The sequence below is a fragment of the Mesorhizobium sp. 113-3-9 genome, assembly GCF_016756515.1.
Taxonomy (GTDB): domain Bacteria; phylum Pseudomonadota; class Alphaproteobacteria; order Rhizobiales; family Rhizobiaceae; genus Mesorhizobium.
Genome location: NZ_AP023246.1, coordinates 1,592,535 through 1,614,993 on the forward strand (window position 1 = coordinate 1,592,535; position 22,459 = coordinate 1,614,993).

General features: G+C 63.3%; 23 protein-coding genes and 1 tRNA gene. 11 read left to right on the forward strand and 13 right to left on the reverse strand.

Features of this window, described 5'->3' with window-relative positions:
* Window positions 1-102 precede the first annotated feature (102 nt).
* Window positions 103-795, forward strand: a complete 693-nt coding sequence (locus tag MesoLj_RS07740) for a DUF1013 domain-containing protein (RefSeq protein WP_044548374.1) — start codon at window positions 103-105, stop codon at window positions 793-795.
* A gap of 56 nt (window positions 796-851) precedes the next feature.
* Here MesoLj_RS07740 and MesoLj_RS07745 read toward each other — a convergent pair whose 3' ends face one another.
* From MesoLj_RS07745 to MesoLj_RS07760, 4 genes are all read right to left on the reverse strand, one after another.
* Window positions 852-1,571 carry a helix-turn-helix transcriptional regulator gene (locus MesoLj_RS07745; protein WP_202325625.1) on the reverse strand — a complete coding sequence of 240 codons (720 nt, stop codon included), beginning with the start codon at window positions 1,569-1,571 and terminating at the stop codon, window positions 852-854.
* Between the two features lie 72 nt (window positions 1,572-1,643).
* Window positions 1,644-2,051, reverse strand: a complete 408-nt coding sequence (locus MesoLj_RS07750) for a hypothetical protein (protein WP_202325626.1) — start codon at window positions 2,049-2,051, stop codon at window positions 1,644-1,646.
* Window positions 2,052-2,117: 66 nt separating this feature from the next.
* Entirely contained in the window at window positions 2,118-2,708 is a 591-nt protein-coding gene (locus MesoLj_RS07755; RefSeq protein ID WP_202325627.1) for a DJ-1/PfpI family protein, read from the reverse strand.
* 141 nt (window positions 2,709-2,849) lie between these two features.
* On the reverse strand, window positions 2,850-3,017 hold the full coding sequence (locus MesoLj_RS07760; RefSeq protein ID WP_019861634.1) for a hypothetical protein: 168 nt from the start codon (window positions 3,015-3,017) through the stop codon (window positions 2,850-2,852).
* 298 nt (window positions 3,018-3,315) lie between these two features.
* Here MesoLj_RS07760 and MesoLj_RS07765 point away from each other — a divergent pair, with 298 nt between their 5' ends.
* The 3 genes from MesoLj_RS07765 (at window position 3,316) to MesoLj_RS07775 (ending at window position 6,099) form a co-directional block, all read left to right on the forward strand.
* A complete protein-coding gene (locus MesoLj_RS07765; RefSeq protein ID WP_202325628.1) occupies window positions 3,316-4,269 on the forward strand; it encodes a ring-cleaving dioxygenase in 954 nt (317 codons plus the stop codon).
* A gap of 28 nt (window positions 4,270-4,297) precedes the next feature.
* Complete coding sequence (locus tag MesoLj_RS07770) at window positions 4,298-5,854, forward strand: ArnT family glycosyltransferase (RefSeq protein ID WP_202325629.1); 1,557 nt, start codon at window positions 4,298-4,300, stop codon at window positions 5,852-5,854.
* Between the two features lie 83 nt (window positions 5,855-5,937).
* Window positions 5,938-6,099 carry a hypothetical protein gene (locus MesoLj_RS07775; RefSeq protein ID WP_140776964.1) on the forward strand — a complete coding sequence of 54 codons (162 nt, stop codon included), beginning with the start codon at window positions 5,938-5,940 and terminating at the stop codon, window positions 6,097-6,099.
* A 32-nt stretch (window positions 6,100-6,131) separates the two neighbouring features.
* Here the strand turns inward: MesoLj_RS07775 and MesoLj_RS07780 are convergent, their stop codons facing one another.
* From MesoLj_RS07780 to tkt, 7 genes are all read right to left on the reverse strand, one after another.
* Window positions 6,132-6,845: an SGNH/GDSL hydrolase family protein gene (locus tag MesoLj_RS07780; protein ID WP_140776962.1), complete on the reverse strand. Its 714-nt coding sequence runs from the start codon at window positions 6,843-6,845 to the stop codon at window positions 6,132-6,134.
* 61 nt (window positions 6,846-6,906) lie between these two features.
* On the reverse strand, window positions 6,907-7,647 hold the full coding sequence (locus MesoLj_RS07785) for a DUF899 domain-containing protein (protein WP_202325630.1): 741 nt from the start codon (window positions 7,645-7,647) through the stop codon (window positions 6,907-6,909).
* 248 nt (window positions 7,648-7,895) lie between these two features.
* Window positions 7,896-8,921, reverse strand: a complete 1,026-nt coding sequence (locus tag MesoLj_RS07790) for a class I fructose-bisphosphate aldolase (protein WP_202325631.1) — start codon at window positions 8,919-8,921, stop codon at window positions 7,896-7,898.
* A 243-nt stretch (window positions 8,922-9,164) separates the two neighbouring features.
* Entirely contained in the window at window positions 9,165-10,361 is a 1,197-nt protein-coding gene (locus MesoLj_RS07795; protein ID WP_202325632.1) for a phosphoglycerate kinase, read from the reverse strand.
* Window positions 10,362-10,518: 157 nt separating this feature from the next.
* Window positions 10,519-12,399: a potassium/proton antiporter gene (locus tag MesoLj_RS07800; protein WP_140777479.1), complete on the reverse strand. Its 1,881-nt coding sequence runs from the start codon at window positions 12,397-12,399 to the stop codon at window positions 10,519-10,521.
* 285 nt (window positions 12,400-12,684) lie between these two features.
* Window positions 12,685-13,695 (reverse strand): type I glyceraldehyde-3-phosphate dehydrogenase, encoded by a 1,011-nt coding sequence (gene gap / locus MesoLj_RS07805; RefSeq protein WP_065005509.1) that lies wholly within the window; start codon window positions 13,693-13,695, stop codon window positions 12,685-12,687.
* A 211-nt stretch (window positions 13,696-13,906) separates the two neighbouring features.
* Entirely contained in the window at window positions 13,907-15,898 is a 1,992-nt protein-coding gene (gene tkt / locus MesoLj_RS07810) for a transketolase (protein WP_140777477.1), read from the reverse strand.
* A 261-nt stretch (window positions 15,899-16,159) separates the two neighbouring features.
* Here tkt and MesoLj_RS07815 point away from each other — a divergent pair, with 261 nt between their 5' ends.
* The 4 genes from MesoLj_RS07815 to MesoLj_RS07830 all read left to right on the forward strand — a co-directional run bounded on the left by MesoLj_RS07815 (window position 16,160) and on the right by MesoLj_RS07830 (window position 18,707).
* Window positions 16,160-16,432 carry a DUF4164 domain-containing protein gene (locus MesoLj_RS07815; RefSeq protein ID WP_056576508.1) on the forward strand — a complete coding sequence of 91 codons (273 nt, stop codon included), beginning with the start codon at window positions 16,160-16,162 and terminating at the stop codon, window positions 16,430-16,432.
* 10 nt (window positions 16,433-16,442) lie between these two features.
* Window positions 16,443-16,808, forward strand: a complete 366-nt coding sequence (locus MesoLj_RS07820; RefSeq protein ID WP_056575728.1) for a cell division protein ZapA — start codon at window positions 16,443-16,445, stop codon at window positions 16,806-16,808.
* Window positions 16,809-17,028: 220 nt separating this feature from the next.
* A complete protein-coding gene (locus MesoLj_RS07825) occupies window positions 17,029-17,688 on the forward strand; it encodes a peroxiredoxin (protein ID WP_056575731.1) in 660 nt (219 codons plus the stop codon).
* Between the two features lie 146 nt (window positions 17,689-17,834).
* Window positions 17,835-18,707, forward strand: coding sequence for an MBL fold metallo-hydrolase (locus MesoLj_RS07830; RefSeq protein ID WP_244735315.1), 873 nt, complete (start codon window positions 17,835-17,837; stop codon window positions 18,705-18,707).
* A 362-nt stretch (window positions 18,708-19,069) separates the two neighbouring features.
* Here MesoLj_RS07830 and rpoH read toward each other — a convergent pair whose 3' ends face one another.
* Entirely contained in the window at window positions 19,070-19,981 is a 912-nt protein-coding gene (rpoH, locus tag MesoLj_RS07835) for an RNA polymerase sigma factor RpoH (protein ID WP_140772745.1), read from the reverse strand.
* Window positions 19,982-20,193: 212 nt separating this feature from the next.
* On the reverse strand, window positions 20,194-21,249 hold the full coding sequence (locus MesoLj_RS07840) for an RluA family pseudouridine synthase (RefSeq protein WP_202325633.1): 1,056 nt from the start codon (window positions 21,247-21,249) through the stop codon (window positions 20,194-20,196).
* Between the two features lie 27 nt (window positions 21,250-21,276).
* Here MesoLj_RS07840 and MesoLj_RS07845 point away from each other — a divergent pair, with 27 nt between their 5' ends.
* The 3 genes from MesoLj_RS07845 to MesoLj_RS07855 all read left to right on the forward strand — a co-directional run bounded on the left by MesoLj_RS07845 (window position 21,277) and on the right by MesoLj_RS07855 (window position 22,262).
* A complete protein-coding gene (locus tag MesoLj_RS07845; RefSeq protein ID WP_056575742.1) occupies window positions 21,277-21,660 on the forward strand; it encodes a hypothetical protein in 384 nt (127 codons plus the stop codon).
* A 29-nt stretch (window positions 21,661-21,689) separates the two neighbouring features.
* Complete coding sequence (locus MesoLj_RS07850; RefSeq protein WP_202325634.1) at window positions 21,690-22,097, forward strand: VOC family protein; 408 nt, start codon at window positions 21,690-21,692, stop codon at window positions 22,095-22,097.
* Window positions 22,098-22,187: 90 nt separating this feature from the next.
* A tRNA-Glu gene (locus tag MesoLj_RS07855) sits at window positions 22,188-22,262 on the forward strand.
* The last annotated feature ends 197 nt before the right edge of the window (window positions 22,263-22,459 follow it).

The window sequence follows — 22,459 nt, forward strand, 5'->3', positions numbered from 1 at the left end:
GAAACAGCAAGGGAACGGTTATACAGGCCGCGAATTTCCCATTTTGGTGGCTCTAAACCACCGCCCGCGCGGGAACGCGGGCGAACGAGAAGGATTTTTAAAATGGCCAATACGCTGCTGATGCCCAAGGCGACCGCCGTCTGGCTGGTCGACAACACCGCGCTCTCCTTTGAGCAGATCGCGCAGTTCTGCGGGCTGCATCCGCTCGAGGTCAAGGCGATCGCCGACGGCGAATCGGCGCAAGGCATCAAGGGCATGGACCCGATAATGACCGGCCAGCTGACCCGCGACGAGATCGCGCGCGCCGAGAAGGATCCGAACCAGCGCCTGAAGCTTTCCGATCCCAAGGTGCGGGTGCCGGAATCCAAGCGCAAGGGTCCGCGCTACACGCCGCTGTCGAAGCGCCAGGACCGGCCGAACGCCATCCTGTGGCTGGTGCGCAACCATCCCGAACTCAAGGACGCCCAGATTTCGCGTCTCGTCGGCACCACCAAGTCGACGATCGAGCAGATCCGCGAACGCAAGCACTGGAACTCGGCCAATCTGCAGCCGATGGACCCGGTGACGCTGGGTCTTGCCTCGCAGATCGACCTCGACATGGAAGTCAACCGTGCCTCGCGCGGCCGCGAGCAGGCGCAGCCGGTCGGCGACACGCTGCTGCCCGCGGCCCTGACCGAGCGGCTGGTGCCGGCTCCCGAAAAGCCGAAGGACGAAGATGCCGAACTCGACGCCAACGCCGTGTTCGCCAAGCTCTCGGCACTGAAGTCGAAGAACGAGGACGCGGACGACGAGTGAGCGTCTGGACAGACCAAAAAAGCCCGCTTCGAGCGGGCTTTTTTTATCTTGGGGTCTCAGCTTCGGGCCACGTGGTCCGGCGCCATGCCGTAATCCTCGCTGCGCTCCACCGCCCGGTAGAAGTCGGCAAGCTGCTTGCCGCGCTCCGGCTTGAAGATACGGCCGGCGATCACCACCGAGGCGATGCGGTCGATGCGGAAGGCTCGAAAATCGTCGCGCATTTCGCACCAGGCGACCAGCGTCCACACCTTGCCCCAGAACCACAGGCCGAGCGGCCGGATGTCGCGCGCGGTGCTACGGCCGGCCTCGTCCGAGTAGTCAACGGTCAGCACCTGGCGCTTCTCGACGGCGCGCTCGATCAGGTCGATCGCCTCGCGGGCGGCGTCGCTCACCACCCACATCGGCGTATGGATCTCGGTGCGGGCGATGCGGTCTTTCTCCGCGTCGGGCAGCACGGCGCCGATCTTGACCAGCGCCTCGTCGGCGGCGCGTGCCATGGCGGCGCCGCCAAAGGCGCGCACCATGCGCGCGCCGGCAACCAGCGCCACGATCTCGTCACGCGTGAACATCAGCGGCGGAAGGTCGAAACCCTCCCTCATCATGTAGCCAACACCGGCCTCGCCGTCGATCGGCACCCCGGTCGACTGCAGGTCGGCTATGTCGCGGTAGATCGTTCGCTCGGAAACCTCGAGCCACGTGCCGAGCTTCTGGGCGGTGACCAGACGGCCACCCCGCAGATGCTGCACGATCTGAAAGAGCCTGTCGGCGCGGCGCATCGTTTGCTTCCCCGGTGGTTTTCCCATGCATGCCGTGGCTCCCGGACCGGATCCACATGCGAATGACATGCATTACGGCTTCAGTCCTTCGCGCTTGCGCTGCGCGGCAACGAACTCCGCGCCAAAGGACAGTTTCTTCGTTGTCGGCGTCTTGGCATCGAGCACGCGCCAGAAGGGAGCGATGTCGCTCAGCGTCATGCCGCGCTCCAGGTCTTCCCTGGCGGCTTCGGCAACCGTGCGCAGATGATAGCCGATGGTGACCGGGCATGTCACTTCGGCACCGTGTTCGACGGCAAGCGCCGTGCGCAACGCACGCACGTCCATCTCGACGCCTTCTGGAATGGAGCGGATGAAGTCATCGACCTGCCGTGCTGTCGGCACCAGCATCGGCTGGCCTTCGATGACATCTCCCACCGTGCGTGGCGTTGGTTTCACGCCGTTGATGCCAGGCGTGTTCAGCCTGTCGTTCCAGCTTTTCATCGATCGTCCTCTCGGCCGGCCTTGCGCATTGTCCCACCATCGCACGCGCCTCCTGACAGCATACTGTCAGGAGGCTTCAGCATATTCCCTGGCGAACAGCGTCCGCATCTGCGCGAGATCGCTGCTTCTTTCCGGATAGAGCGTCTTCAGAAAGGCGAGGGCAAAGGTGCCCGGCGCCGAACCCGGCGCGGATAAGATCTTGCCGTCCGCGACCGCGTGCGGCACGTCCTGGTAGTTGTTGTCGCCCGCATAGCCGGCTTCATGACCGTTGATCCAGTCGCGGCCATTGCTGGTATGTTTGGCATGTCCGAACATGCCGGCCCGAGCCAGAGCCAGCGTGCCGGCGCAGATCCCGCCGACGACACCGCCGCGCGTTGCAACGGAGTTCAGCAGTTCGGCGACATCCGGCGGTGCCTTGCCCGCCCACTGGTCGGAACCGATGACGGCGATAGCATCGAGATCGGCATTCTCTTCAACGCCGGCCGAGCGGTCAGGCGTCAGCCGAAAACCGCTGATTCCGGTCACCGGCCTGCCTTCGGGGGTCAGCGACACGGCGCGGGCGCCGAACCATTCAACCGCCGAGGCCGCCAGCAAGCCATACTCCCAGTCGGCAAAACCTTCGATGAAGAGGAAGCCGATTGTCTTCTGTTCGGGCATAAGCTCGCTCCATCCCCGGCGCGCCATAGCTTCATTTTCATGCATGTCGTGCCCCCAAGCCGGGGGCGATTTTCGGGCTACATGCATCGATATCTGGGCATTGGCGCATCCATGTCCAATATCGACGTCGAAAAATTCGCCTCAATTGCCGCGAGAGCGACGTTCCGCATACATATCCGGCCAGCCGATATCCTTGCGGATGTCCGCGGGCAGTGCGTTCATGAAACGCTGCGTGCGGATTTCGTTGCGCATGGTGCGAACCTTGCCGACATAGTGCTGCATGCCGCGCAGAATGGTGAAACCGTTCATGGCTATTCTCCTCTCTCTGACTGAATGCAGTATCGCACACCCCTCCTGACAGCAGTCTGTCAGGAGGATGGCAGGGTTCGCGGCGATAGCTCCGCCTGATACAGATCCGGGAAGGCCATCCTCGAACCGCAAACTCGGGCCAGCGAGCAGGAGGAGGATTGTTCACCGTATGAGTGCTTATCGATGGGTCATTGTTCAATCTGCGGCGACGGACTGTCGGGATACAAGGCCTTCAGCGATGGGGCCGCAGTTCTGATATGACAGGAGAAAATTCTTCCCCAAAAACAGGGAGACGACCATGAGCCTGCAACTGACAGGAATCCACCATCTGACCGCCATCACCGCCAATGCACCCGGCAATCTTCACTTCTATACGAAGGTGCTGGGCCTGCGGCTGGTCAAGAAGACGGTGAACCAGGACGATACGTCGGCCTACCACCTCTTCTATGCCGACGGTGAGGCAACACCGGGCACCGACCTCACCTTCTTCGACTGGCCGGTTGGCCGCGAACGACGCGGCACCCACAGCATCGCGCGGACCAGCCTCAGGGTCGGCAGCCAGGAGAGCCTTGCCTGGTGGAGGCAGCACCTGGCCGCTGAAAACATCGTGACAGGAGAGATTGCCGACATCGGCGGCTACCCCGGCCTCGATTTCGAGGATCCTGAAGGCCAGCGTCTGCGGCTGATCAGCGATGGCGGGAAGGGCGGCAGCCACCCCTGGGCGCAAAGCACGGTGCCGCCCGAGCATCAGATTCGCGGGCTCGGGCCAATCGTCATCAGCGTCCCCGACATCACCAATACCGAGGCGGTGCTGACCAGGGTGATGAACATGCGCAAGGTCCGCGACTATGCCTCGCCGGACGGCGAGGGCCAGGTCCACGTGTTCGAAATGGGCGCGGGCGGGCCGGCGGCGGAGCTCCATGTCGCCGTGCAGCCCGGGCTGGCGCCGGCAAGGCAAGGCGCCGGCGCTGTTCACCACGTCGCCTTCAGGGCGCCGGACCAGGAGACGCTGCATCAATGGACCGCCCGTCTGGGCGAATTCCGCCTGCCGTCGAGCGGCGAGGTCGAGCGCTACTATTTCCGTTCGCTCTATTTCCGCGAGCCGAACGGCATCCTGTTCGAGATCGCCACGGACGGGCCGGGCTTCACCGCGGATGAGCCGCTGGAGACGCTGGGCGAAAGCCTGGCCCTGCCGCCGTTCCTAGAAACGAAGCGCGCCTCGATCGAAGCTGGCCTCAAGCCGCTGAGGTAACTCAAGACAGACGGGCGAGAGGAGCACTTTGACAGCCGGCCGCCATGCAGGGCAAAAAGCGGCTGTCGAAATTCCTCTCGTTCGTTGTGAGACCATGACTGTCGGCCAGCCGCTCATGCCAGCCACCGCCGCCGGCCTGACACGGAGTGATTCCCAGGCGTTGGCCATGTTGGTGCTGGCCGCGGTCTCGGCGTCGCTTGCCTTTTACAACCTCGACTTCCCTTTTGGGATCCAGCCGGACGAGTCGATCAAGGTGGCGTTTGCCGCGGGGCAGCACCACAATTACGCACACCCTCCATTGTTGATCGTATTGGCCCGCTTCGCGGGATGGCTTTCCGGCGCGTCGAACGAACATGACTATTTGCTGGCTGGCCGAAGTGTCAGCGCGTTGGCCTGTGTTGCGGCAAGTATCCTCTTCTATATCGTGTTGCGGCGATACGCGGATGATATCAATGCCTTCCTCTGGGCTTGCGTTTTCGCGGTCTCGCCAGCCATCGCGGTTCACGCGCATTACTTCAAGGAAGACGCTGTCCTGGTCTTCGCCCTGTGTGTCGGGCTGCATGCGCTCGTTCGGCTGAAGGAGCAGGTTAACTCAGTCAATCTCGTCTATTTCGGATTTGCGCTCGGCCTCGCCGTCTCGGCGAAATATGTGGGCGCCGGCAACAGCCTCGTTCTTTTCATCGTGGCGATCGTCTACTGCCGGCTCGGTCTCAGGCAGACCGCCATTATCGTCGCCGCTGATGCGCTTACCATATTGGCGATCTTTGGCGTGTCGCTGCTGACCGAGGCCGGAAGCGGCCTTTCAACGGTGATCAAAGGCCTTGGCTCGGAACTGATACACGCTGAAACAGGCCACGACCTCAGGGAATGGTTCTGGGAGGGCTACGGGCTCACGCATTTCCGTTACCATCTGATCCCCAGCCTCACCGGCCCGACCGTGGCGATCGCGCTTGGGGCGATCGCTTTTGCCATCATCGCCGACCGCAACAAATATGTTGCCGCCTACGCGGGCGGGGCCTTCATCTGGCTCTTCCTGCTCGAACTCTCGCCGCTCAAAATCGTCGGCTCCATGCGTTACATCCTGCCGGTGGTTGTCTATCTGCTGTTGGCTGCGGGTATTGCCTGTTCCAGGTCGATCGGGTCGCGAGGCAGGCCGGTGGCGATCGGACTTGGACTTGTCGCGATGGTTGCCAGCGCGCACGCCGGCATGACCTATGTCGCGAACCTGGACCGGGAAACGGATACACGCTTTGCAGCGATGCGCTTCCTTGAAAAGCAAGGCGTCACGCGTTTCGTGGTGGATTTTCCAATGGGAGAGCCGGCACCGGAAACCAAGGACTACCGCAATCTCTCGTCGGTCGACTACCTCGTATCGTTGAAGTTTCAGCGATATCTGCGCGGCGGAGGATTGAGAGCGCAGGATCCGCTGATTTATGAGCTTGCCGGCATGTTCCATTGCCTCGACGGCCATGTCGTGGCGCAATTTTCGAAGCCATATGGGGACTATGGCTATGTCGCGCCGACGGTAAGGATCTATGATCTGCGCAACGCGCGATCCTGCATCCCCGCCAGCATGGTCCGCTGATGGCATGCGCTGAAACATCTGGCTTCGGCCGGTGATGTATAAGCAGGTTTTGACAGCCGGTCGCGTTGCTGGTCAAAGGCGGCATGACGAAACTTCTCGCCCTTGTCATCGTCGGCTTCATGGTCATCCAGCTGATCAAGCCAATCGGCTGGCCCGGGCTGAAGCGCCGCGCCGATTTCTGGAAGCTGGCGCTTCTGGCGATGGCCGCGATCTCGCTGGCGGCCGTGCTCGGGCATTTGACATAGGCCTTCCCAAGACAAGATAGGCTTCTTGGCTGTCAACTGGCGAGGACCATGCCGACGAGATGTTCCGCCCAGGCCCGGTAACCCGCCTCCGAGGCATGAAAGCCGTCCGAGGCAAAACCGGCCTCGGGATTGGTGATCGGCAGGCGGGGTGCGGGCAATGCGCCGCGCTCCAGGCAAAGCCGCTCGCCCATCCTGTTCATCGCGGTGGCGCGGATTTCGAGGATTTTGCCCAGCAGCGTCGGCATGGCGGGAGCGCGGGTGAACTCCAGCACCGGCGACCACACCACGCGCGCCTCCGGCCATTTGGCGCGCAGCGCGTAGAGCAGGCCGCCGAACTCCTTCTTGAAGCGCGGCACGGAATGAAAATTCTTGGTGTCGTTGGTGCCGATGGCAAGCACGATATGCGTCCACGGATCGGCGGACAGATTGGGCAGGACGTGGTCGCGGATCTGGCCCGACGTCGCCGAATTGAAGCCGGCGGCGCGCCAGCGCACGGCCTGGCCGGTACGCTGCGAGACCAGAACGGCGAGCTGCGCGGCAAGCCCGTCCTCGGAATTGCCTATGCCGACCGAGGCGGCGGAGGAATCGCCCAGCACCAGCAGCGAGATCGCCGGTGGCTTGCCTGATATCTCATGCATGACCGGTCCCTGCGCCGGCAGCATCCGCGAGGTGCGGCGGCGCACACCCAATCCCTGCCAGACATAGATGGGGAAGGCGAGCCAGGTGAGAAGGGCGGGAAAACGCATGGCGATACCGTGGAATGATTTGCGGCAGGCTTAGCGCATGTTTCGGCGGAGGTGAACGCCTTCAGTCGCAGCAGTTCGGCTGGCCCGCCTGCTTGTCCTGATATTCGTCGTGCAGCCGCACCCAGTCCATCAGGCCGTGATAAGGGCCATTTTCATTGCGGCCTTTCGGCGTCATATCGAGATAATCATAGGCGCCGATCTGCGCCTCGCCGCCGCGCGCACGCGACAGAAAGGTGAGGAAGATGTCGCCGTTCTCGTCCTGATAGAAAACACTGGTACCGGGAAGCTCCTTCGATGTCCGCGGACGGGTCTCGAAATTGTAGGTGGTGTCGCCGGCCGCAATCTGCTTGTCGGTGAAGGAAACCTGCATGTCGAAGTTGAAGTCCGAGGCATAGGACGACACCCAGTCGAATTTCCAGCCCATGCGCTGCTTGTAGGGCAGAAGCTCGGCCAGCGGCGCGCGCGAGATCACCACCAGGGATACTTCGTGATGCCTCAGGTGCTGGTTGGCGCCGTCTATATGATCGGCAAGGAAGGAGCAGCCCTCGCAATGATGCCTGCAGCCCGGCCCGAACATGAAGTGGTAGACGATCAGCTGGCTGTTGGCGCCAAACAGGTCGGCCAGTTTCTTCGGCCCCTGTTCAGTCTCGAAGACATAATCCTTCCTGATCTTCAGCCAGGGTAATTCACGCCGCTCGGCCGCGATGCGCTCGCGAAGCCGGGTCAGTTCCTTCTCGCGGGCCAGATGTGCCTTGTGCGCCTGAAACCAGTCTTCGCGTGAAACGATCTTGTTGCGATGCATGAATCTCTCCCTGTCTGCACCCCAAGGACGTTCGGGATGAGCGCAAACCGACATCGCTCGTTGGTTGAGCATGATCCCTGGACAGGCCGGCTCCCGTTTGTCCGGGAAGACCGGCTTCCACTTTTTGGATCATGCTCCTGCGCCGAGAGGGAGATAAGGATGGACAGGCTCCATCCCAAGCCCAGGCCTGCCGCAAACAAAAACCCGGGCGCATTGGCCCGGGTTCGAAGAAGACGAGAGAACTGTGTTCAGGCGGCCTGTTCGAGGCTCGCCTTCCATTTTCCGAGCGCGGCCAGATAGTTCATATGAGCGCGATGGGTGAAGGCGGCCTGACCGGCGGCGACATTCGATGCCTTGCCGCTCCAGGCCTTCTGCGGGGCGGCCTGCAGCGCGCGGCCGTAGGAGAAGGTCAGTTTCCACGGATGCGGGCCGATGGCGTTGATGGCGTTGAGGTTGGCGGTCGCCTCCTCGTCCTCCTGGCCGCCGGAAAGGAAGGCGATGCCCGGGACTGCCGCCGGCACCGTCTCGCGGAACAGTTTTATGGTCATCTCGGCGACCTTTTCGGGGCTGTCCACCGTGCCTGACTTCTTGCCCGACAGCACCATGTTGGGCTTCAGGATCGTGCCTTCGAGCACGACGCGGGCCGCGTAGAGCTCGTTATAGAGCTTGAGCAAAGTCATCTTGCTGATCTCGTAGCACGTGTCGATCGAATGGGCGCCGTCCATCAGCACTTCCGGCTCGACGATCGGCACGATGCCGGCTTCCTGGCAAAGGGCGGCGTAGCGGGCCAGTGCATGGGTGTTGGAGCCGATAGAGGTCGCCGACGGCACGCCCTTGGCGGTGTCGATGTCGATCACCGCGCGCCATTTGGCGAAGCGGGCGCCGAGCTTGTAGTAGTCGGCAAGGCGTTCGCGCAGGCCGTCGAGGCCCTCGGTGATGGTGTCGCCGGGGAAGGCGGCCAGAGGCTTGGCGCCGGCATCGACCTTGATGCCGGGGATGGCGCCTGCCGCCTTGATGATGTCGACAAGCGGCGTGCCGTCGGCGGCCTTCTGGCGGATCGTCTCGTCATAGAGGATGACGCCGGAAATATACTTGGTCATCGCGTCCTTGGCGCGGAACATCATCTCGCGATAGTCGCGGCGGCTGTCGGCGGTCGATTCGACGCCAATGACATCGAAGCGCTTCTTGATCGTGCCGGAGCTTTCATCGGCGGCCAGCAGGCCCTTGCCGTTGGCCACGATCGCGGCGGCAATGTCTTCGAGACGTTCGCTCATCATGCTTCTCCTGAAAGGGGTTCGTTCCGCGCTTAACGGAAGTCTACCGCCAAAGGAATGGCATCGGAAAGCTCGAATCGATTGAAAGTCGAGAGTGCCGCCCGGCGCTCTCTTTGTGTTGATTGCCTTGACTGATCTAGCCGCATTCCTGCGACGCCAGGCGTTTCCGCCTGGCTGCAGAACGCGCTTGCGTCTTGACGCAATTCCCAAGGGAAAGCGCTGCGCGCTTTTCCTTGGAATTGCTTACCGCTTCAGCACGTCGACGCCGGGCAGGGGCTTGCCTTCCATCCATTCCAGGAAGGCGCCGCCGGCGGTCGAGACATAGGTGAAGTCGTCGGCGACACCGGCGTGGTTGAGCGCCGCCACCGTATCGCCGCCACCGGCGACGGAGATCAGCTTGCCGGCCTTGGTGCGCGCCGCCGCGTGCTGGGCGGCAGCCACCGTGGCGTGGTCGAACGGCGAGATCTCGAAGGCGCCGAGCGGGCCGTTCCAGACCAGCGTCGCGGCACGGTCGATCCATTCGCCGATCGTCGTCACGGTCTTGGCGCCGACATCGAGGATCATGCCGTCGGCCGGCACCTCCGATATGGCAACGGTCTCGCAGGCCGCACCCGCCTTGAACTCCTTGGCGACGACGCCGTCGACGGGCAGGATGATGGCGCAGCCGGCCTCCGCCGCCTCGATCATGATCTGCTTGGCGGTGGGGGCGAGGTCATGCTCGCACAGCGACTTGCCGACATCAGTGCCACGCGCGGCCAGGAAGGTGTTGGCCATGCCGCCGCCGATCACCAATGCGTCGACCTTCTTCACCAGGTTCATCAGCAGGTCGATCTTGGTCGAGACCTTGGCGCCGCCGACGATGGCGACGACCGGGCGCACCGGTTTGCCCAGGCCTTTCTCCAGTGCTTCCAGTTCGGCCTGCATTGTGCGGCCGGCAAAGGCCGGCAACAGACGGGCCAGCCCTTCGGTCGAGGAGTGGGCGCGGTGGGCCGCCGAAAAAGCGTCGTTGACGAAGATGTCGCCATTGGCGGCGAGCCTTTCGGTGAAGGCCGGGTCGTTCTTTTCCTCGGCCTTGTAGAAGCGGGTGTTTTCGAAGAGCAGCACGTCGCCCTTGTTCATGGCCGCGACCGCACTGCCCGCCGTATCGCCGACGCAATCCGAGGCAAAGCCGACGGGACGGCCGAGCACCTCGGCCGTCGCCCTGGCGATCGGCTCCAGCGAGAATTCGGGCGAGGGACCATCCTTCGGCCGGCCGAAATGCGCGAGCAGGATGACCTTGGCGCCCTTGCCGGACAATTCGGCGATGGTCGGCGCGATGCGCTCGATGCGGGTGGCGTCGGTGACCTTGCCGTCGGCGACGGGAACGTTGAGGTCGACGCGCACCAGCACGCGCTTGCCGCTGATGTTGCCGATATCGTCCAGTGTCTTGAAGGCAGCCATGCCGGTCCCTTTCCTCGGAAAATCGCCGGGACCATACCCCGCATCGGTGACGATGCAAGGCTTTGGCCGCGGTGCGGCGCGAAATTTTGAGGCGGGCGGGGACATAGTCCGTGAAGATCGGCCCACGCCGACGGGAGAGGGCAAACGATCGCTGTTGTCAGCTTCCGGTCGTTGCCTTTTCAGCCGGTGGCTCGGGGCCGTCTTCGGGCTCTGCCGTCACCTGCGTCTCGATCGGCTTGCGCCAGTTGCGGATAAAGGCGCTCAGACGGTCGCCCATCTCGCCAGCGCTGAGGAACACCGGCACCCGCGCCACCGGTGCGGTCGGCTCGAAGGAAAGACCGAGGCCCGTGATCCTGCCCTTGTCGTCGACGTCCCTGACGATCAGTTCGATCGAGCCGATGAGCACGCGGTCGGCATATTCGGCATGGCCGCCGAGCCGCGCCGTGACCAGCGCGCCGACGGTCTGTTTCTGCTCCGCTTCGGTCAGGCCCGGCGCGTAGGCGGCCTCCAGCTCGGCGGCGGAGCGCGCCGGGTCGACGGCGAAGGCGCCGAAGAAATCGGCATCCTCGGGGTCGACCACGGCGCGGCTGGCGAACAGCTTGTCGAGCAGGCGCGGATAGCGGTCCGGCACGAAGATGTAGACCTGGTCGCCGGCGGCCAGCCGGCCCATGTCCTGGAAGCGCATCGAGCGGCCGTCGCGCAGCACCAGCGAGGGCCGTGCCCAGCGCGGAATGCGCTCGCCGCGCGCCACAGGGCTGCCAGGTGCGACGCGATAGGCGAGAAGCTCGTGATGGGCGGAGCCGGGGAGTTCGAGTTCGACCTTGTCCAGCGGTCCCAACCGTGCCGGGACGATGAGGCCGAGGCGGCGTGCCAGCGGACCGACCGTCCAGCCCTGAACGACCAGGGACACCAGCACGATGATGAACGCCGTGTTGAAGATGACGCGGCCGTTCTCCAGCCCGCCGAGCAGCGGCGTGATGGCAAGCAGGATGGACACGGCGCCGCGCAGGCCGACCCAGGAGACGAAGGCGACTTCGGGTCGCGGCAGGCGGAACGGAATCAGGCAGAGCCAGACCGCGACGGGTCTTGCGACAAACATCAGGAACAGGCCGAGCAGCACCGCCGGCACCATGATCGCCGGAAACTGCGAGGGTGTCGCGAACAGGCCAAGGATCAGGAACATGATGATCTGCGCGAGCCAGGACATGCCGTCCTGGAAGCGCTTCAGGATGGTGACGGCGCGGATGTCGGAATTGCCGGCAATGAGGCCGGCGATATAGACCGCCAGAAAACCCGAACCGCCAATGGCGCCAGCGGCGGCGAAGACCATCAGCGACAGGGTCAGCACGAAGATCGGCAGCAGGCCGTGGTCGAGGTTGAGCCGGTCGACGAGACGCACGATGGCAAGGCCACCGAGCACGCCGACGATGGCGCCGAGGCCCATATTGACGAGGAAGCCGAGGATCAGGCTGGTGACCAGGACGTCAGCTTCGGGGTTGGCGTGGGCGGCGATGACCTCGACCAGGGTGATGGTCAGGAAGATGGCGATCGGGTCGTTGCTGCCGGATTCCACCTCGAGCGTGGAGCGCACGCGTTCGCGCAGATTGATCTCGCCGGCGCGCAGCAGGAAGAACACCGCCGCGGCGTCGGTCGAAGCGACGGCGGCCCCGAGCAGGAAGGATTCCAGCCAGCTCAAATCGAGCAGATAGTAGGCCGCGGCGCCGAAAAGGCCGGTGGTGAGAAGCACGCCGAAGGTCGCCAGCGAGAGCGCCGGGCCCGCCGCCTGCCGCAAGGCGTTGAGCGGCGTGCCGAAGCCGGAATCGAACAGGATGACGGCGAGAGCCAGTGAGCCGGCAAAATAGGCGATGCGGGCATTGTCGAATTCGATGCCGAGACCGTCGGTTCCGGTGGCGAGCCCGATGCAGAGAAAGAGCAGGAGGAGAGGGGCTCCGAAGCGGAAGGCGATCAGGCTCGAAAACGCGGCGGCGACAACGAGCGCCGTGCCGACCAGCGTGACGAGATAGATCGCATGCTCCATCCGTGATTTGCCCCCTCGAATTCCTGCCGCATGACCCCGAAATCGGGATGGATTTCGGAAAGGATCATGCGCAAATCAAAAGTGTCACAGTGTCCCTTGCGCGTCCAAGGACGCGCGGCGCTGTAATGTCATCCCGATTCAATGGAGAGTGGGGCGAAGGCATGGCCAGTGCAAGGCGGCAGGGTGGTTTTTTGGCCGAAGCCGCCGATTTTCGTCGCTGCTCCGGCAAATGAAAACGCCCGGACAAAGCCGGGCGTTTCAAGTCTCTGGAAGATGGAGCCGCGATCAGGCGATGGTCTTGCCGAAGGCGACGGCCGTGTCACCCATGCGGTTGGAGAAGCCCCATTCATTATCGTACCAGGACAGCACCGAAACGAAGTTGCCGTCCATCACCTTGGTCTGGTCTAGCGCCATGATCGAGGACCGCGGATCGTGGTTGAAGTCGATCGACACGTTCGGGTGATGAGTGACGCCGAGAATGCCCTTCAACTTGCCATTGGAGGCGGCGATGACCGCGTCGTTGATTTCCTGGACCGTGGTCGGACGCTTGGCGATGAACTTGAAGTCGACGACCGAGACGTTCGGGGTCGGCACGCGGATCGAGATGCCGTCGAGCTTGCCCTTGAGATCGGGCAGCACGAGGCCGATGGCCTTGGCGGCACCGGTCGAGGTCGGGATCTGCGACAGGGCCGCGGCGCGGGCGCGGTAGAGATCCTTGTGCATGGTGTCCAGCGTCGGCTGATCGCCCGTGTAGGAGTGGATCGTCGTCATCATGCCCTTTTCGATGCCGACCGTCTCGTGCAGCACGGCGGCCAGCGGCGCGAGGCAGTTGGTGGTGCAGGAGGCGTTCGAGATGACGATGTGGTCCTTGGTCAGCTTGTCGTGGTTGATGCCATAGACGACGGTGAGGTCGGCGCCTTCGGCAGGGGCCGAGACCAGCACGCGCTTGGCGCCGGCGGTCAGGTGCGCGGCGGCCTTGTCACGGGCGGTGAAGATGCCGGTGCATTCGAGCGCGATGTCGACGCCGAGTTCCTTCCAAGGCAGCTGCGTCGGGTCCTTGATGGCGGTGACCTTGAACTTTTCCTTGCCGACCGTGATCTGGTCGCCGGACACCGACACTTCATGCGGGAAGCGGCCGTGCACGCTGTCGTAGCGCAGCAGGTGCGCGTTGGTCTCGACCGGGCCGAGGTCGTTGACCGCGACGACGTCGATGTCCTTGCGGCCGGATTCGTGGATGGCGCGCAGGATGTTGCGGCCGATGCGGCCGAATCCGTTGATGGCAACTCTGACGGTCATTTTTCTCTCCCTGGGAGCTGGAGGGCAGACGATGGGTCCGCAGCTTCATAGCGGCGCAAGCGGAAAGAATCCAGCCGCAGCGACGCAGATTTAAATCGATTAGTTTGGGCCAGTCCGGCGAAATCGCTTTGCGCGGTTTCGCCGGGTCATTTTTGTTTCGTGCAAGTCTTCACCCCAAAACCGCAATACGGCTTTGGCACATGCACAGGCCTTACTTGGCGTGCAGGCGGGCCTCCGCTGCCTTGGCCGCCGCCTCGGCGGTGATGCCGAAATGCGGGTAGAGCTGCTCGATCGTGCCCGAGGCGCCGAAGCCGGTCATACCGACGAAGATGCCGTCCGAACCGATGAGATGATCCCAGCCCTGGCGGATGCCGGCCTCGATCGCCATCTTGATCGGCGCGTTGCCGATGGTCTTCTTGCGGTAGTCGTCGCTCTGCTTGTCGAACAGTTCGAAGCAAGGCACCGAGACGACGCGGGTCGGATGGCCGTGCTTCTCGAGCAGGTCACGGGCGCCAAGAGCGATCTCGACCTCGGAGCCGGTGGCGAAGATGGTCACCGCCGCCTCGCCGCTGGCCGCGGCCAGTTCATAGGCGCCCTGGCTGCTCAGGTTCTTGGCGGAGTGCTCGGTGCGCACCGTCGGCAGGTTCTGACGGGTCAGCGCCAGGGTCGACGGGGTCTTTTCGGATTCGAGCGCGATCTGCCAGCATTCGGCGGTTTCCACCGCATCGGCCGGGCGGAAGACATTGTGGTTGGGGATGGCGCGCAGGGCCGCCAGGTGCTCGACCGGCTGATGGGTCGGGCCGTCTTCGCCGAGCCCAATGGAATCATGGGTCATGACGAAGATCGAGCGGATGCCCATCAGCGAGGAAAGCCGCATCGACGGGCGGGCATAGTCGGAGAAGCACATGAAGGTGCCGCCATAGGCGATGAGGCCGCCATGCAGCGTCAGGCCGTTGATCGCGGCCGCCATGCCGTGCTCACGGATGCCGTAGTGGACATAGCGCTGGCCATAGTCGTCGGGCGTGATGTTCTTGGTCTGGCTGGTCTTGGTGTTGTTGGAGCCGGTCAGGTCGGCGGAGCCGCCGATGGTTTCCGGCACGGCGCCGTTGATGACTTCCAGCGCCATCTCGGACGATTTGCGGGTGGCGACCTTCGGCTTGTCGGCCGAAAGCTTCTTCTTGTACTCGGCAATGACGGCGTCGAAATTGGACGGCAGCTTGCCGGCGAGGCGGCGCTCGAACTCGGCCTTCAGCTTCGGCTCGGCCTTGGCGAGGCGGCCTTCCCAGTCGGTGCGCGGCTTGGCGCCGGCCTTGCCGGCTGCGCGCCAGGCCTCGAGGATCTCGGCCGGAATCTCGAAAGGCGGCGATTCCCAGTTGAAGAACTTGCGCGCGCCGGCGATCTCGTCGGCGCCGAGCGGCGAGCCGTGCGCCTTGTTGGTGCCGGCCTTGGTCGGGGCGCCGAAGCCGATGGTGGTCTTGCAGGCGATCATCGTCGGCTTGTCGGAATGGCGGGCGGCCTCGATGGCGTAGGCGATCGCTTCCGGATCGGTGCCGTCGATATGGCTGGCATTCCAACCCGAGGCCTGGAAGCGGGCGACCTGGTCGGTGTTGTCGGCGAGCGAAACCGGACCGTCGATCGAGATGTTGTTGTTGTCCCAGAACACGATCAGCTTGTTGAGCTTCAGATGCCCGGCAAGCGCGATGGCTTCCTGGGAAACACCTTCCATCAGGCAGCCGTCGCCGGCCAGCACATAGGTGTAGTGGTTGACGAGGTCGTTGCCGAAGGCGGCGTTCATGATGCGCTCGCCAAGCGCGAAGCCGACCGAATTGGCCAGCCCCTGGCCGAGCGGGCCGGTCGTCGTCTCGATGCCGGTGGCATGGCCGTACTCGGGATGCCCGGCGGTCTTGGAGCCCAACTGGCGGAAATGCTTGATCTGGTCGATCGTCATGTCCTCGTAGCCGGTCAGGTAGAGCAGCGAATAGAGCAGCATCGAACCATGGCCTGCCGACAGGATGAAGCGGTCGCGGTCGGCCCAGTGCGGGGCCTTTGGATCGTATTTCAGGAAGCGGGTGAACAGCACCGTGGCGATGTCGGCGCAGCCCATGGGCAGGCCGGGATGACCGGAATTCGCCTTCTCGACAGCGTCCATGGAGAGAAAACGGATCGCATTGGCCATCCGGTCATGTTGTTCACGCGACGTCATGGTTCCTCCAGGGTGGGGGTTTGAGGGCTTGGGAGAGCCCTTGAAAAGGGTGCGCGACACATAGCAGGCGCGGGCTTTTAGTCAACAAATCGGGTGCACATTTGCCAGTCTTGTGATGCCGGCGGCGGGCCTACATTAGCGTTAGCGGGGGACAGTCGCGAGAGCTTTGTTGACGTTGCCTTCACCCGGTGCCTAATGTTTCCGAGATAACGCGTTCTGAACGCGAACGATTCGGTGATGGGCAGGGCACAGGACGAAGCCATGACCGGGGAAAGCACGCTCAAGGAAGTAATCGCCAGGCTGGGCAAGGCCATCGAAGGGCTGGAGAACGCCGTCGCGGCCAAGCTGGAGCACGAGCGCGACTATTCGGAAGCCGAGGCCGAAGTGCAGCGGATGAATGCCGACCGCTCACGGCTGGCGCAGGAACTCGACAATTCCGAAGCGCGCGCCGAACGGCTGGAAGACGCCAACAAGGAAGTCTCGCGACGGCTGGTGACCGCCATGGAAACCATCCGCGCCGTGTTGGACAGATAGGAGCTGGCCCATGGCACAGGTCACGGTTTCAATCGACGGCAAGCAGTATCGCATGGCCTGCGACGAGGGCCAGGAAGAGCATCTGATCGACCTTGCCGAACGCTTCGACCGCTATGTCTCACACCTGAAGGACTCGTTCGGTGAGATCGGCGACCAGCGGCTGACGGTCATGGCCGGCATCATGGTGATGGACGAACTGTCGGAGCTGCAGAAACGCGTCAAGGGCATGGAAAGCGAAGTGCTGACCTTGCGCAAGACTCGCGACGAGGCGTTGACCAAGGCCGACAAGAGCGACAGCGTGCTGACCAACGCGCTCGGCGCGCTGGCGCAGCGCATGGAAGATCTGACGGCGACGCTGGCGATCAACAAGGCCTGAGTTGCCGAAGCCTCGCCGGTGCAACCGGAAGGCTCTTGCGCCGATGCCGTCGGCAGCATGAAAATGCTCATTCCGCCGCCGACAAGAGTTTCATATTATCTTGCAGTCACGATTTTTGCGCTAAGATGCGGCTGTGCCGGAGGGCGGGCGCCTGGTGGCGGCATGGTTTGCCGCCCGTCGCGCTGACCGCGGACCAGATCAGTTACAGGGGAAATGTGCCATGAGCCTTCGTATCAACGACATCGCGCCGGACTTCACCGCCGAGACCACGCAAGGAGAGATCAAGTTCCATGACTGGATCGGCGACGGCTGGGCGATCCTGTTCAGCCATCCGAAGAACTTCACGCCGGTCTGCACGACCGAGCTTGGCACGATGGCGGGGCTGGAAGGCGAGTTCAAGAAGCGCAACGTCAAGATCATCGGCATCTCCGTCGATCCGGTCGCGAGCCACGACAAGTGGCAGGCCGACATCAAGACGGCGACCGGCCATTCGGTGCACTATCCGCTGATCGGCGACAAGGACCTCAAGGTCGCCAAGCTTTACGACATGCTTCCCGCCGGCGCCGGCGAAACCTCGGAGGGTCGCACGCCCGCCGACAACGCCACGGTGCGCTCGGTCTATGTCATCGGACCGGACAAGAAGATCAAGCTGGTACTGACCTATCCGATGACCACGGGCCGCAACTTCGACGAGATCCTGCGCGCGGTCGATTCCATGCAGCTCACCGCCAAGCATCAGGTGGCGACGCCGGCCAACTGGAAGCAGGGCGAAGACGTCATCATCACCGCCGCCGTCTCCAACGAGGATGCGATCAAGCGCTTCGGCGCCTACGAGACCATCCTGCCCTATCTCAGGAAGACCAAGCAGCCATCCGCCTGACGCGGGCGCACCGGAACCGTTTTTGGCTTTTCCGCCCTTGCGCGCCACGTCATGCTTGACTGGCCCGCGAGGGTGGACAACCATGCTCCTGTTGGGTGCCGGTGGAGAAAATCGTTCCCGCCGGCGATGGGTCGAGGGAGCCGGACGTGGACGTAACTTTGGCCAGGCCAATGGTCAGGGGCTTCTATGACAAGCCGACCGGGGCCATCCAGTATATCGTCGCCGACCCTGCCACGAATCGGTGTGCCGTCATCGATCCGATCCTCGACTTCGACGAGAAATCCGGTGCGACGGGTACGAAGAGCGCGGATGCCTTGCTCGATTTCATCGGGGAAAGCGGGCTGGAGCTCGAATGGATCCTCGACACACACCCGCATGCCGACCATTTCTCGGCCGCGCACTACCTGAAACAGAAGACCGGAGCGCCGATGGCGATCGGCGACAGGATCATCGACGTCCAGAACCTGTGGAAGGTGGTCTACAACTGGCCGGATTTTCCCGCCAACGGCTCGCAGTGGGACAGTCTGTTCGCAGACGGCCAAACCTTCCGGGTCGGGACGATGCCGGTCAAGGTGTTGTTCTCGCCGGGGCACACGCTGGCGTCGATCACCTACGTCATCGGCGATGCCGCCTTCATTCACGATACGCTGTTCATGCCCGACAGCGGCACGGCGCGGGCTGATTTTCCCGGCGGCAGTGCCGCGCGGCTGTGGCACTCGATCCAGGGCATACTGGCGTTGCCCGACGAGACGCGCGTCTTTGTCGGGCATGATTATCAGGCCGGTGGCCGCGAGCCGTTGTGGGAAAGCACGGTGGCCGCGCAGAAAGCGACCAACATCCATCTCGTTGCAGCGCGCAACGAGGCCGAGTTCGTCGCCCTGCGCGAGGCGCGCGACCGGACATTGCCGATGCCGCGGCTGATCCTGCACGCGCTGCAGGTCAACATGAATGGTGGACGGCTGCCGGAACCGGAAGCCAATGGAAGGCGGTATTTGAAGTTCCCGCTGGATGGGCTTTGAAGAACCAGCGATCTTCCCCCTGCGGGTAGGGCTATATGAGACTTCCCGAACGTTTGCCCGGCACGTACCCCCACCCCTAACCCCTCCCCACAAGGGGGAGGGGACTTTCGTTGGCGCTGACCTCAGCAAATTACCTGAGTTTCGACACCAAGGAGGGAGTAACAAGCACGCGGCAGCGTTCTCTCCCCCTTGTGGGGAGGGTTAGGGTGGGGGTCCTCTTCGTAAAAACTCATATGCGATTGCTTTGCCCTTGCGGGGGAGATTGGCTTTTCCCTCGCTTTCGCCAACCACCAGCCGTAAGCACAAAAAAAGGCGGCGCCAGTTTCCTGGCGCCGCCTTTTGTTCATTACCGAACCCGGGCTTTAAGCCGCCGGCTGGGCCTCGATGGTGCGCAGGGCCTGGGTCTGGCGCTTGGCGGCGGCCTTGACCGCATCCTGCACCTTCTCGAAGGCACGCACCTCGATCTGGCGCACACGCTCGCGGCTGATGTCGAACTCGGACGACAGCTCTTCCAGCGTCAGCGGCTCCTCGGCGAGGCGACGGGCCTCGAAGATGCGCCGCTCGCGCTCGTTAAGCACGGCAAGAGCGCCCGAAAGCATGCCGCGCCGGTTTTCCAGCTCGTCCTGCTCGATCAGCATCTCTTCCTGGCTTTCGTGGTCGTCGACCAGCCAATCCTGCCATTCGCCGGATTCGCCTTCCGTCGCCCGGATCGGCGCGTTGAGCGAGGCGTCGCCCGACAGGCGGCGGTTCATCGACACCACTTCGGCTTCGGAAACGTTGAGCCGTGTGGCGATCTCGGCGATCTGGTCGGGCTTGAGGTCGCCGTCGTCCAGCGCCTGGATCTTGCCCTTCACCTTGCGCAGGTTGAAGAACAGACGCTTCTGGTTGGCGGTCGTGCCCATCTTGACCAGGCTCCACGAGCGCAGGATGTACTCCTGGATCGAGGCCTTGATCCACCACATGGCGTAGGTCGCGAGGCGGAAGCCGCGCTCGGGTTCGAATTTCTTGACGGCCTGCATCAGGCCGACATTGCCTTCCGAGATCACTTCGCCGATCGGCAGGCCGTAGCCGCGATAGCCCATGGCGATCTTGGCGACGAGCCTCAAATGGCTGGTGACGAGCTTGTGCGCGGCGGAAGTGTCTTCATGCTCGGCATAACGCTTGGCGAGCATGTACTCTTCCTGCGGCTGAAGCATGGGAAAGCGGCGGATTTCTTCCAGATAGCGGCTGAGGCCGCCTTCGCCGGAAACGATACTGGGTAGTGACTGGGCCATGATAGCGCCCCCTCTCTATTGGAGTGATGCCCCCGAAACGCGGCGGGCATGTGACGCGAACACCAAAAGGCTCGCTCGCGACATCAGAACTTATACAGGAACAAAACCAGAAAAGACAGACATTTGTTCAACGCGAAACAGTGTGTCACGTTGAAGTGAACAATGCCAGTCAGGTTTTTTGATGGCTGGTTTCGAACTCGTTGATGGCAGGTTCAGAGATTACGAAAGCCGCCGACGAGTTCCTCCATGTCCCCCGGTATCGGCGCCTCGAACCTCATCGGTAGATGGGTATCGGGATGGCGAAATGCAAGGAGCCAGGCATGCAAAGCTTGCCGGGAAAATGCCTTGACCTGACTTTTCAGGGGCTCCGGCAGCCGATTGGCCTTGGTGCGGAAGGCCTGGCCATAGTCAGGGTCGCCGATCACCGGGTGGCCGATATGGGCCATATGGACGCGGATCTGGTGGGTGCGGCCCGTCTCCAGCCAGCATTCGACCAGGCTGGCGGTCGCAAATGCCTGCTGGTTCTCGCCGAAACGCTCCTGAACGGCGAAATGGGTGACGGCATGGCGGGCGTCGTCGCGGCCTTCCGGCACAACGGCGCGGCGCACCCGGTCGGCGGCGCGGCCGAGCGGTGCATCGACCGTTCCGGTCGGCCTCTGCGGGATGCCCCAGACCAGGGCCAGATAGGCGCGTTCGAGATCGCCGGTCCGGCCATGGTCGGCGAAGGCTTCGGACAGGGCCTTGTGGGCGCGATCGGTCTTGGCCACCACCATGACGCCGCTGGTTTCCTTGTCGAGACGATGGACGATGCCTGGCCGGCGCACCCCGCCGATGCCGGAAAGGCTGTCGCCGCAATGATGGATCAGCGCGTTGACCAGCGTGCCGGTCCAGTTGCCGGCGCCGGGATGCACGACCAGCCCCGCCGGCTTGTTGATGACGATCAGTGCGTCGTCTTCATAGAGTACGTCGAGGGCGATGTCCTCGCCCTGTGGCGCGGCCGGCTCCGGCTCCGGCATCGCGACCGATACACGTTCGCCTGGTGTCATCTTGCGCTTGGTCTCGTCAACCGGCTTGCCGTCGACCCTGACCGCGCCTTGCCGGATCAACATCTGCACGCGGCTGCGCGACATATCAGGGCCAAGGCTGGCCGCCAGCCATTGGTCGAGGCGCTGGCCCGCCGCATCCTCGCCCGCTATCAGCACGGCGGGTGCCGCCTCTGTCAATTGATCCCCTATCAATTCGGGGGCCTCTTCGTTATGAGCGCTCATCGAAAAACCGTTCCGGAATGTTTTGCCATGGCCCGGCCCGCTGCCGAAGAAGATCAGGAAAAGCCGCTCGATCCCGAGGTCGAAAAGATGCGTGGCAAGCTCGTCCGCTTCATGGCCATCAATCTCGGCCTGCTGTTGCTGGCCCTTATGGTGGTGATCGCGGCGATTGTCTACAAAGCCCGCAAAGCATCTCCCGAGAACCCGCCATCGGCCGGCGATATCCAGGTGCCCGCCGGCGAGCCGTTGAGCGGCGACATCGTGCTGCCGGTCGGCGCCAAGGTGGTCAGCCAGTCGCTGTCCGGCAATCGCATCTCCATCGATGCCGAACTTGCCGACGGCGGCCGAACGATCTTCGTCTATGACATTGGCGAGCGCCGCCTGATCGGCCGTTTCGCTGTTCGCAACAAATGACAGGCCGCAACAACGAGCAGGCCCAAGGCATGAAGGGTTTTGCCCAACATCGCCGTGTCGCGACCGTGGCACTGGTCGTCGCCAACTATGACGAAGCGATCGCCTGGTATGTCGGGCGGCTGGGCTTCCTGCTCACCGAGGATGTCGATCTCGGCGGCGGCAAGCGCTGGGTGACGGTGGCGCCGGCCAACGGGCAAGGCGCCCGGTTGCTGCTGGCCGAGGCGTCGGACGGGGCGCAAAGGCAAAGCATCGGCAACCAGACCGGCGGCCGCGTTTTCCTGTTCCTCGAAACCGACGACTTTGCCCGTGACCATGCGGCGATGCTGGAAAAGGGTGTCGAATTCCGCGAGGCGCCGCGTTTCGAACCCTATGGCACGGTGGCTGTTTTCGCCGATCTCCACGGCAATCTCTGGGACCTGATCGAGCCGAAACGGTAAAGCGCGGGCGTCTTTTCATTCGATCTGGTAAAGCCGCCGAACCCCAGTTGCTTTTTCCTGGCCGTCAGCCTATATCGCCGGTTCTTGAACGCGCCCATCGTCTAGCGGTCAGGACACCGCCCTCTCACGGCGGGAACAGGGGTTCGATTCCCCTTGGGCGTACCAACGATTTCAATGCCCTATCAAAAGCAATTCTGAAACCGTCAAATAAACGATTGGGGCGGGCCGCTTCCCGGCGCCGTTGGCCGAGAAACTGAAAGAGCGCGGCGCCCACGAAGGCGTACGTCCAAATCTTCTGTAAGGCGGAAGGTTAGGATGGAGGGGTAAGGCGCCGACACATCAACAATATGCGATCGTGCTTT

Coding starts and splice junctions, on each gene's coding strand:
- MesoLj_RS07740 (WP_044548374.1), top strand. CDS start 103: ATGGCCAATACGCTGCTGATGCCCAAGGCGACCGCCGTCTGGCTGGTC.
- MesoLj_RS07745 (WP_202325625.1), bottom strand. CDS start 1,571: ATGCGCCGCGCCGACAGGCTCTTTCAGATCGTGCAGCATCTGCGGGGT.
- MesoLj_RS07750 (WP_202325626.1), bottom strand. CDS start 2,051: ATGAAAAGCTGGAACGACAGGCTGAACACGCCTGGCATCAACGGCGTG.
- MesoLj_RS07755 (WP_202325627.1), bottom strand. CDS start 2,708: ATGCCCGAACAGAAGACAATCGGCTTCCTCTTCATCGAAGGTTTTGCC.
- MesoLj_RS07760 (WP_019861634.1), bottom strand. CDS start 3,017: ATGAACGGTTTCACCATTCTGCGCGGCATGCAGCACTATGTCGGCAAG.
- MesoLj_RS07765 (WP_202325628.1), top strand. CDS start 3,316: ATGAGCCTGCAACTGACAGGAATCCACCATCTGACCGCCATCACCGCC.
- MesoLj_RS07775 (WP_140776964.1), top strand. CDS start 5,938: ATGACGAAACTTCTCGCCCTTGTCATCGTCGGCTTCATGGTCATCCAG.
- MesoLj_RS07780 (WP_140776962.1), bottom strand. CDS start 6,845: ATGCGTTTTCCCGCCCTTCTCACCTGGCTCGCCTTCCCCATCTATGTC.
- MesoLj_RS07785 (WP_202325630.1), bottom strand. CDS start 7,647: ATGCATCGCAACAAGATCGTTTCACGCGAAGACTGGTTTCAGGCGCAC.
- MesoLj_RS07790 (WP_202325631.1), bottom strand. CDS start 8,921: ATGAGCGAACGTCTCGAAGACATTGCCGCCGCGATCGTGGCCAACGGC.
- MesoLj_RS07795 (WP_202325632.1), bottom strand. CDS start 10,361: ATGGCTGCCTTCAAGACACTGGACGATATCGGCAACATCAGCGGCAAG.
- MesoLj_RS07800 (WP_140777479.1), bottom strand. CDS start 12,399: ATGGAGCATGCGATCTATCTCGTCACGCTGGTCGGCACGGCGCTCGTT.
- gap (WP_065005509.1), bottom strand. CDS start 13,695: ATGACCGTCAGAGTTGCCATCAACGGATTCGGCCGCATCGGCCGCAAC.
- tkt (WP_140777477.1), bottom strand. CDS start 15,898: ATGACGTCGCGTGAACAACATGACCGGATGGCCAATGCGATCCGTTTT.
- MesoLj_RS07815 (WP_056576508.1), top strand. CDS start 16,160: ATGACCGGGGAAAGCACGCTCAAGGAAGTAATCGCCAGGCTGGGCAAG.
- MesoLj_RS07820 (WP_056575728.1), top strand. CDS start 16,443: ATGGCACAGGTCACGGTTTCAATCGACGGCAAGCAGTATCGCATGGCC.
- MesoLj_RS07825 (WP_056575731.1), top strand. CDS start 17,029: ATGAGCCTTCGTATCAACGACATCGCGCCGGACTTCACCGCCGAGACC.
- rpoH (WP_140772745.1), bottom strand. CDS start 19,981: ATGGCCCAGTCACTACCCAGTATCGTTTCCGGCGAAGGCGGCCTCAGC.
- MesoLj_RS07840 (WP_202325633.1), bottom strand. CDS start 21,249: ATGAGCGCTCATAACGAAGAGGCCCCCGAATTGATAGGGGATCAATTG.
- MesoLj_RS07845 (WP_056575742.1), top strand. CDS start 21,277: ATGGCCCGGCCCGCTGCCGAAGAAGATCAGGAAAAGCCGCTCGATCCC.
- MesoLj_RS07850 (WP_202325634.1), top strand. CDS start 21,690: ATGAAGGGTTTTGCCCAACATCGCCGTGTCGCGACCGTGGCACTGGTC.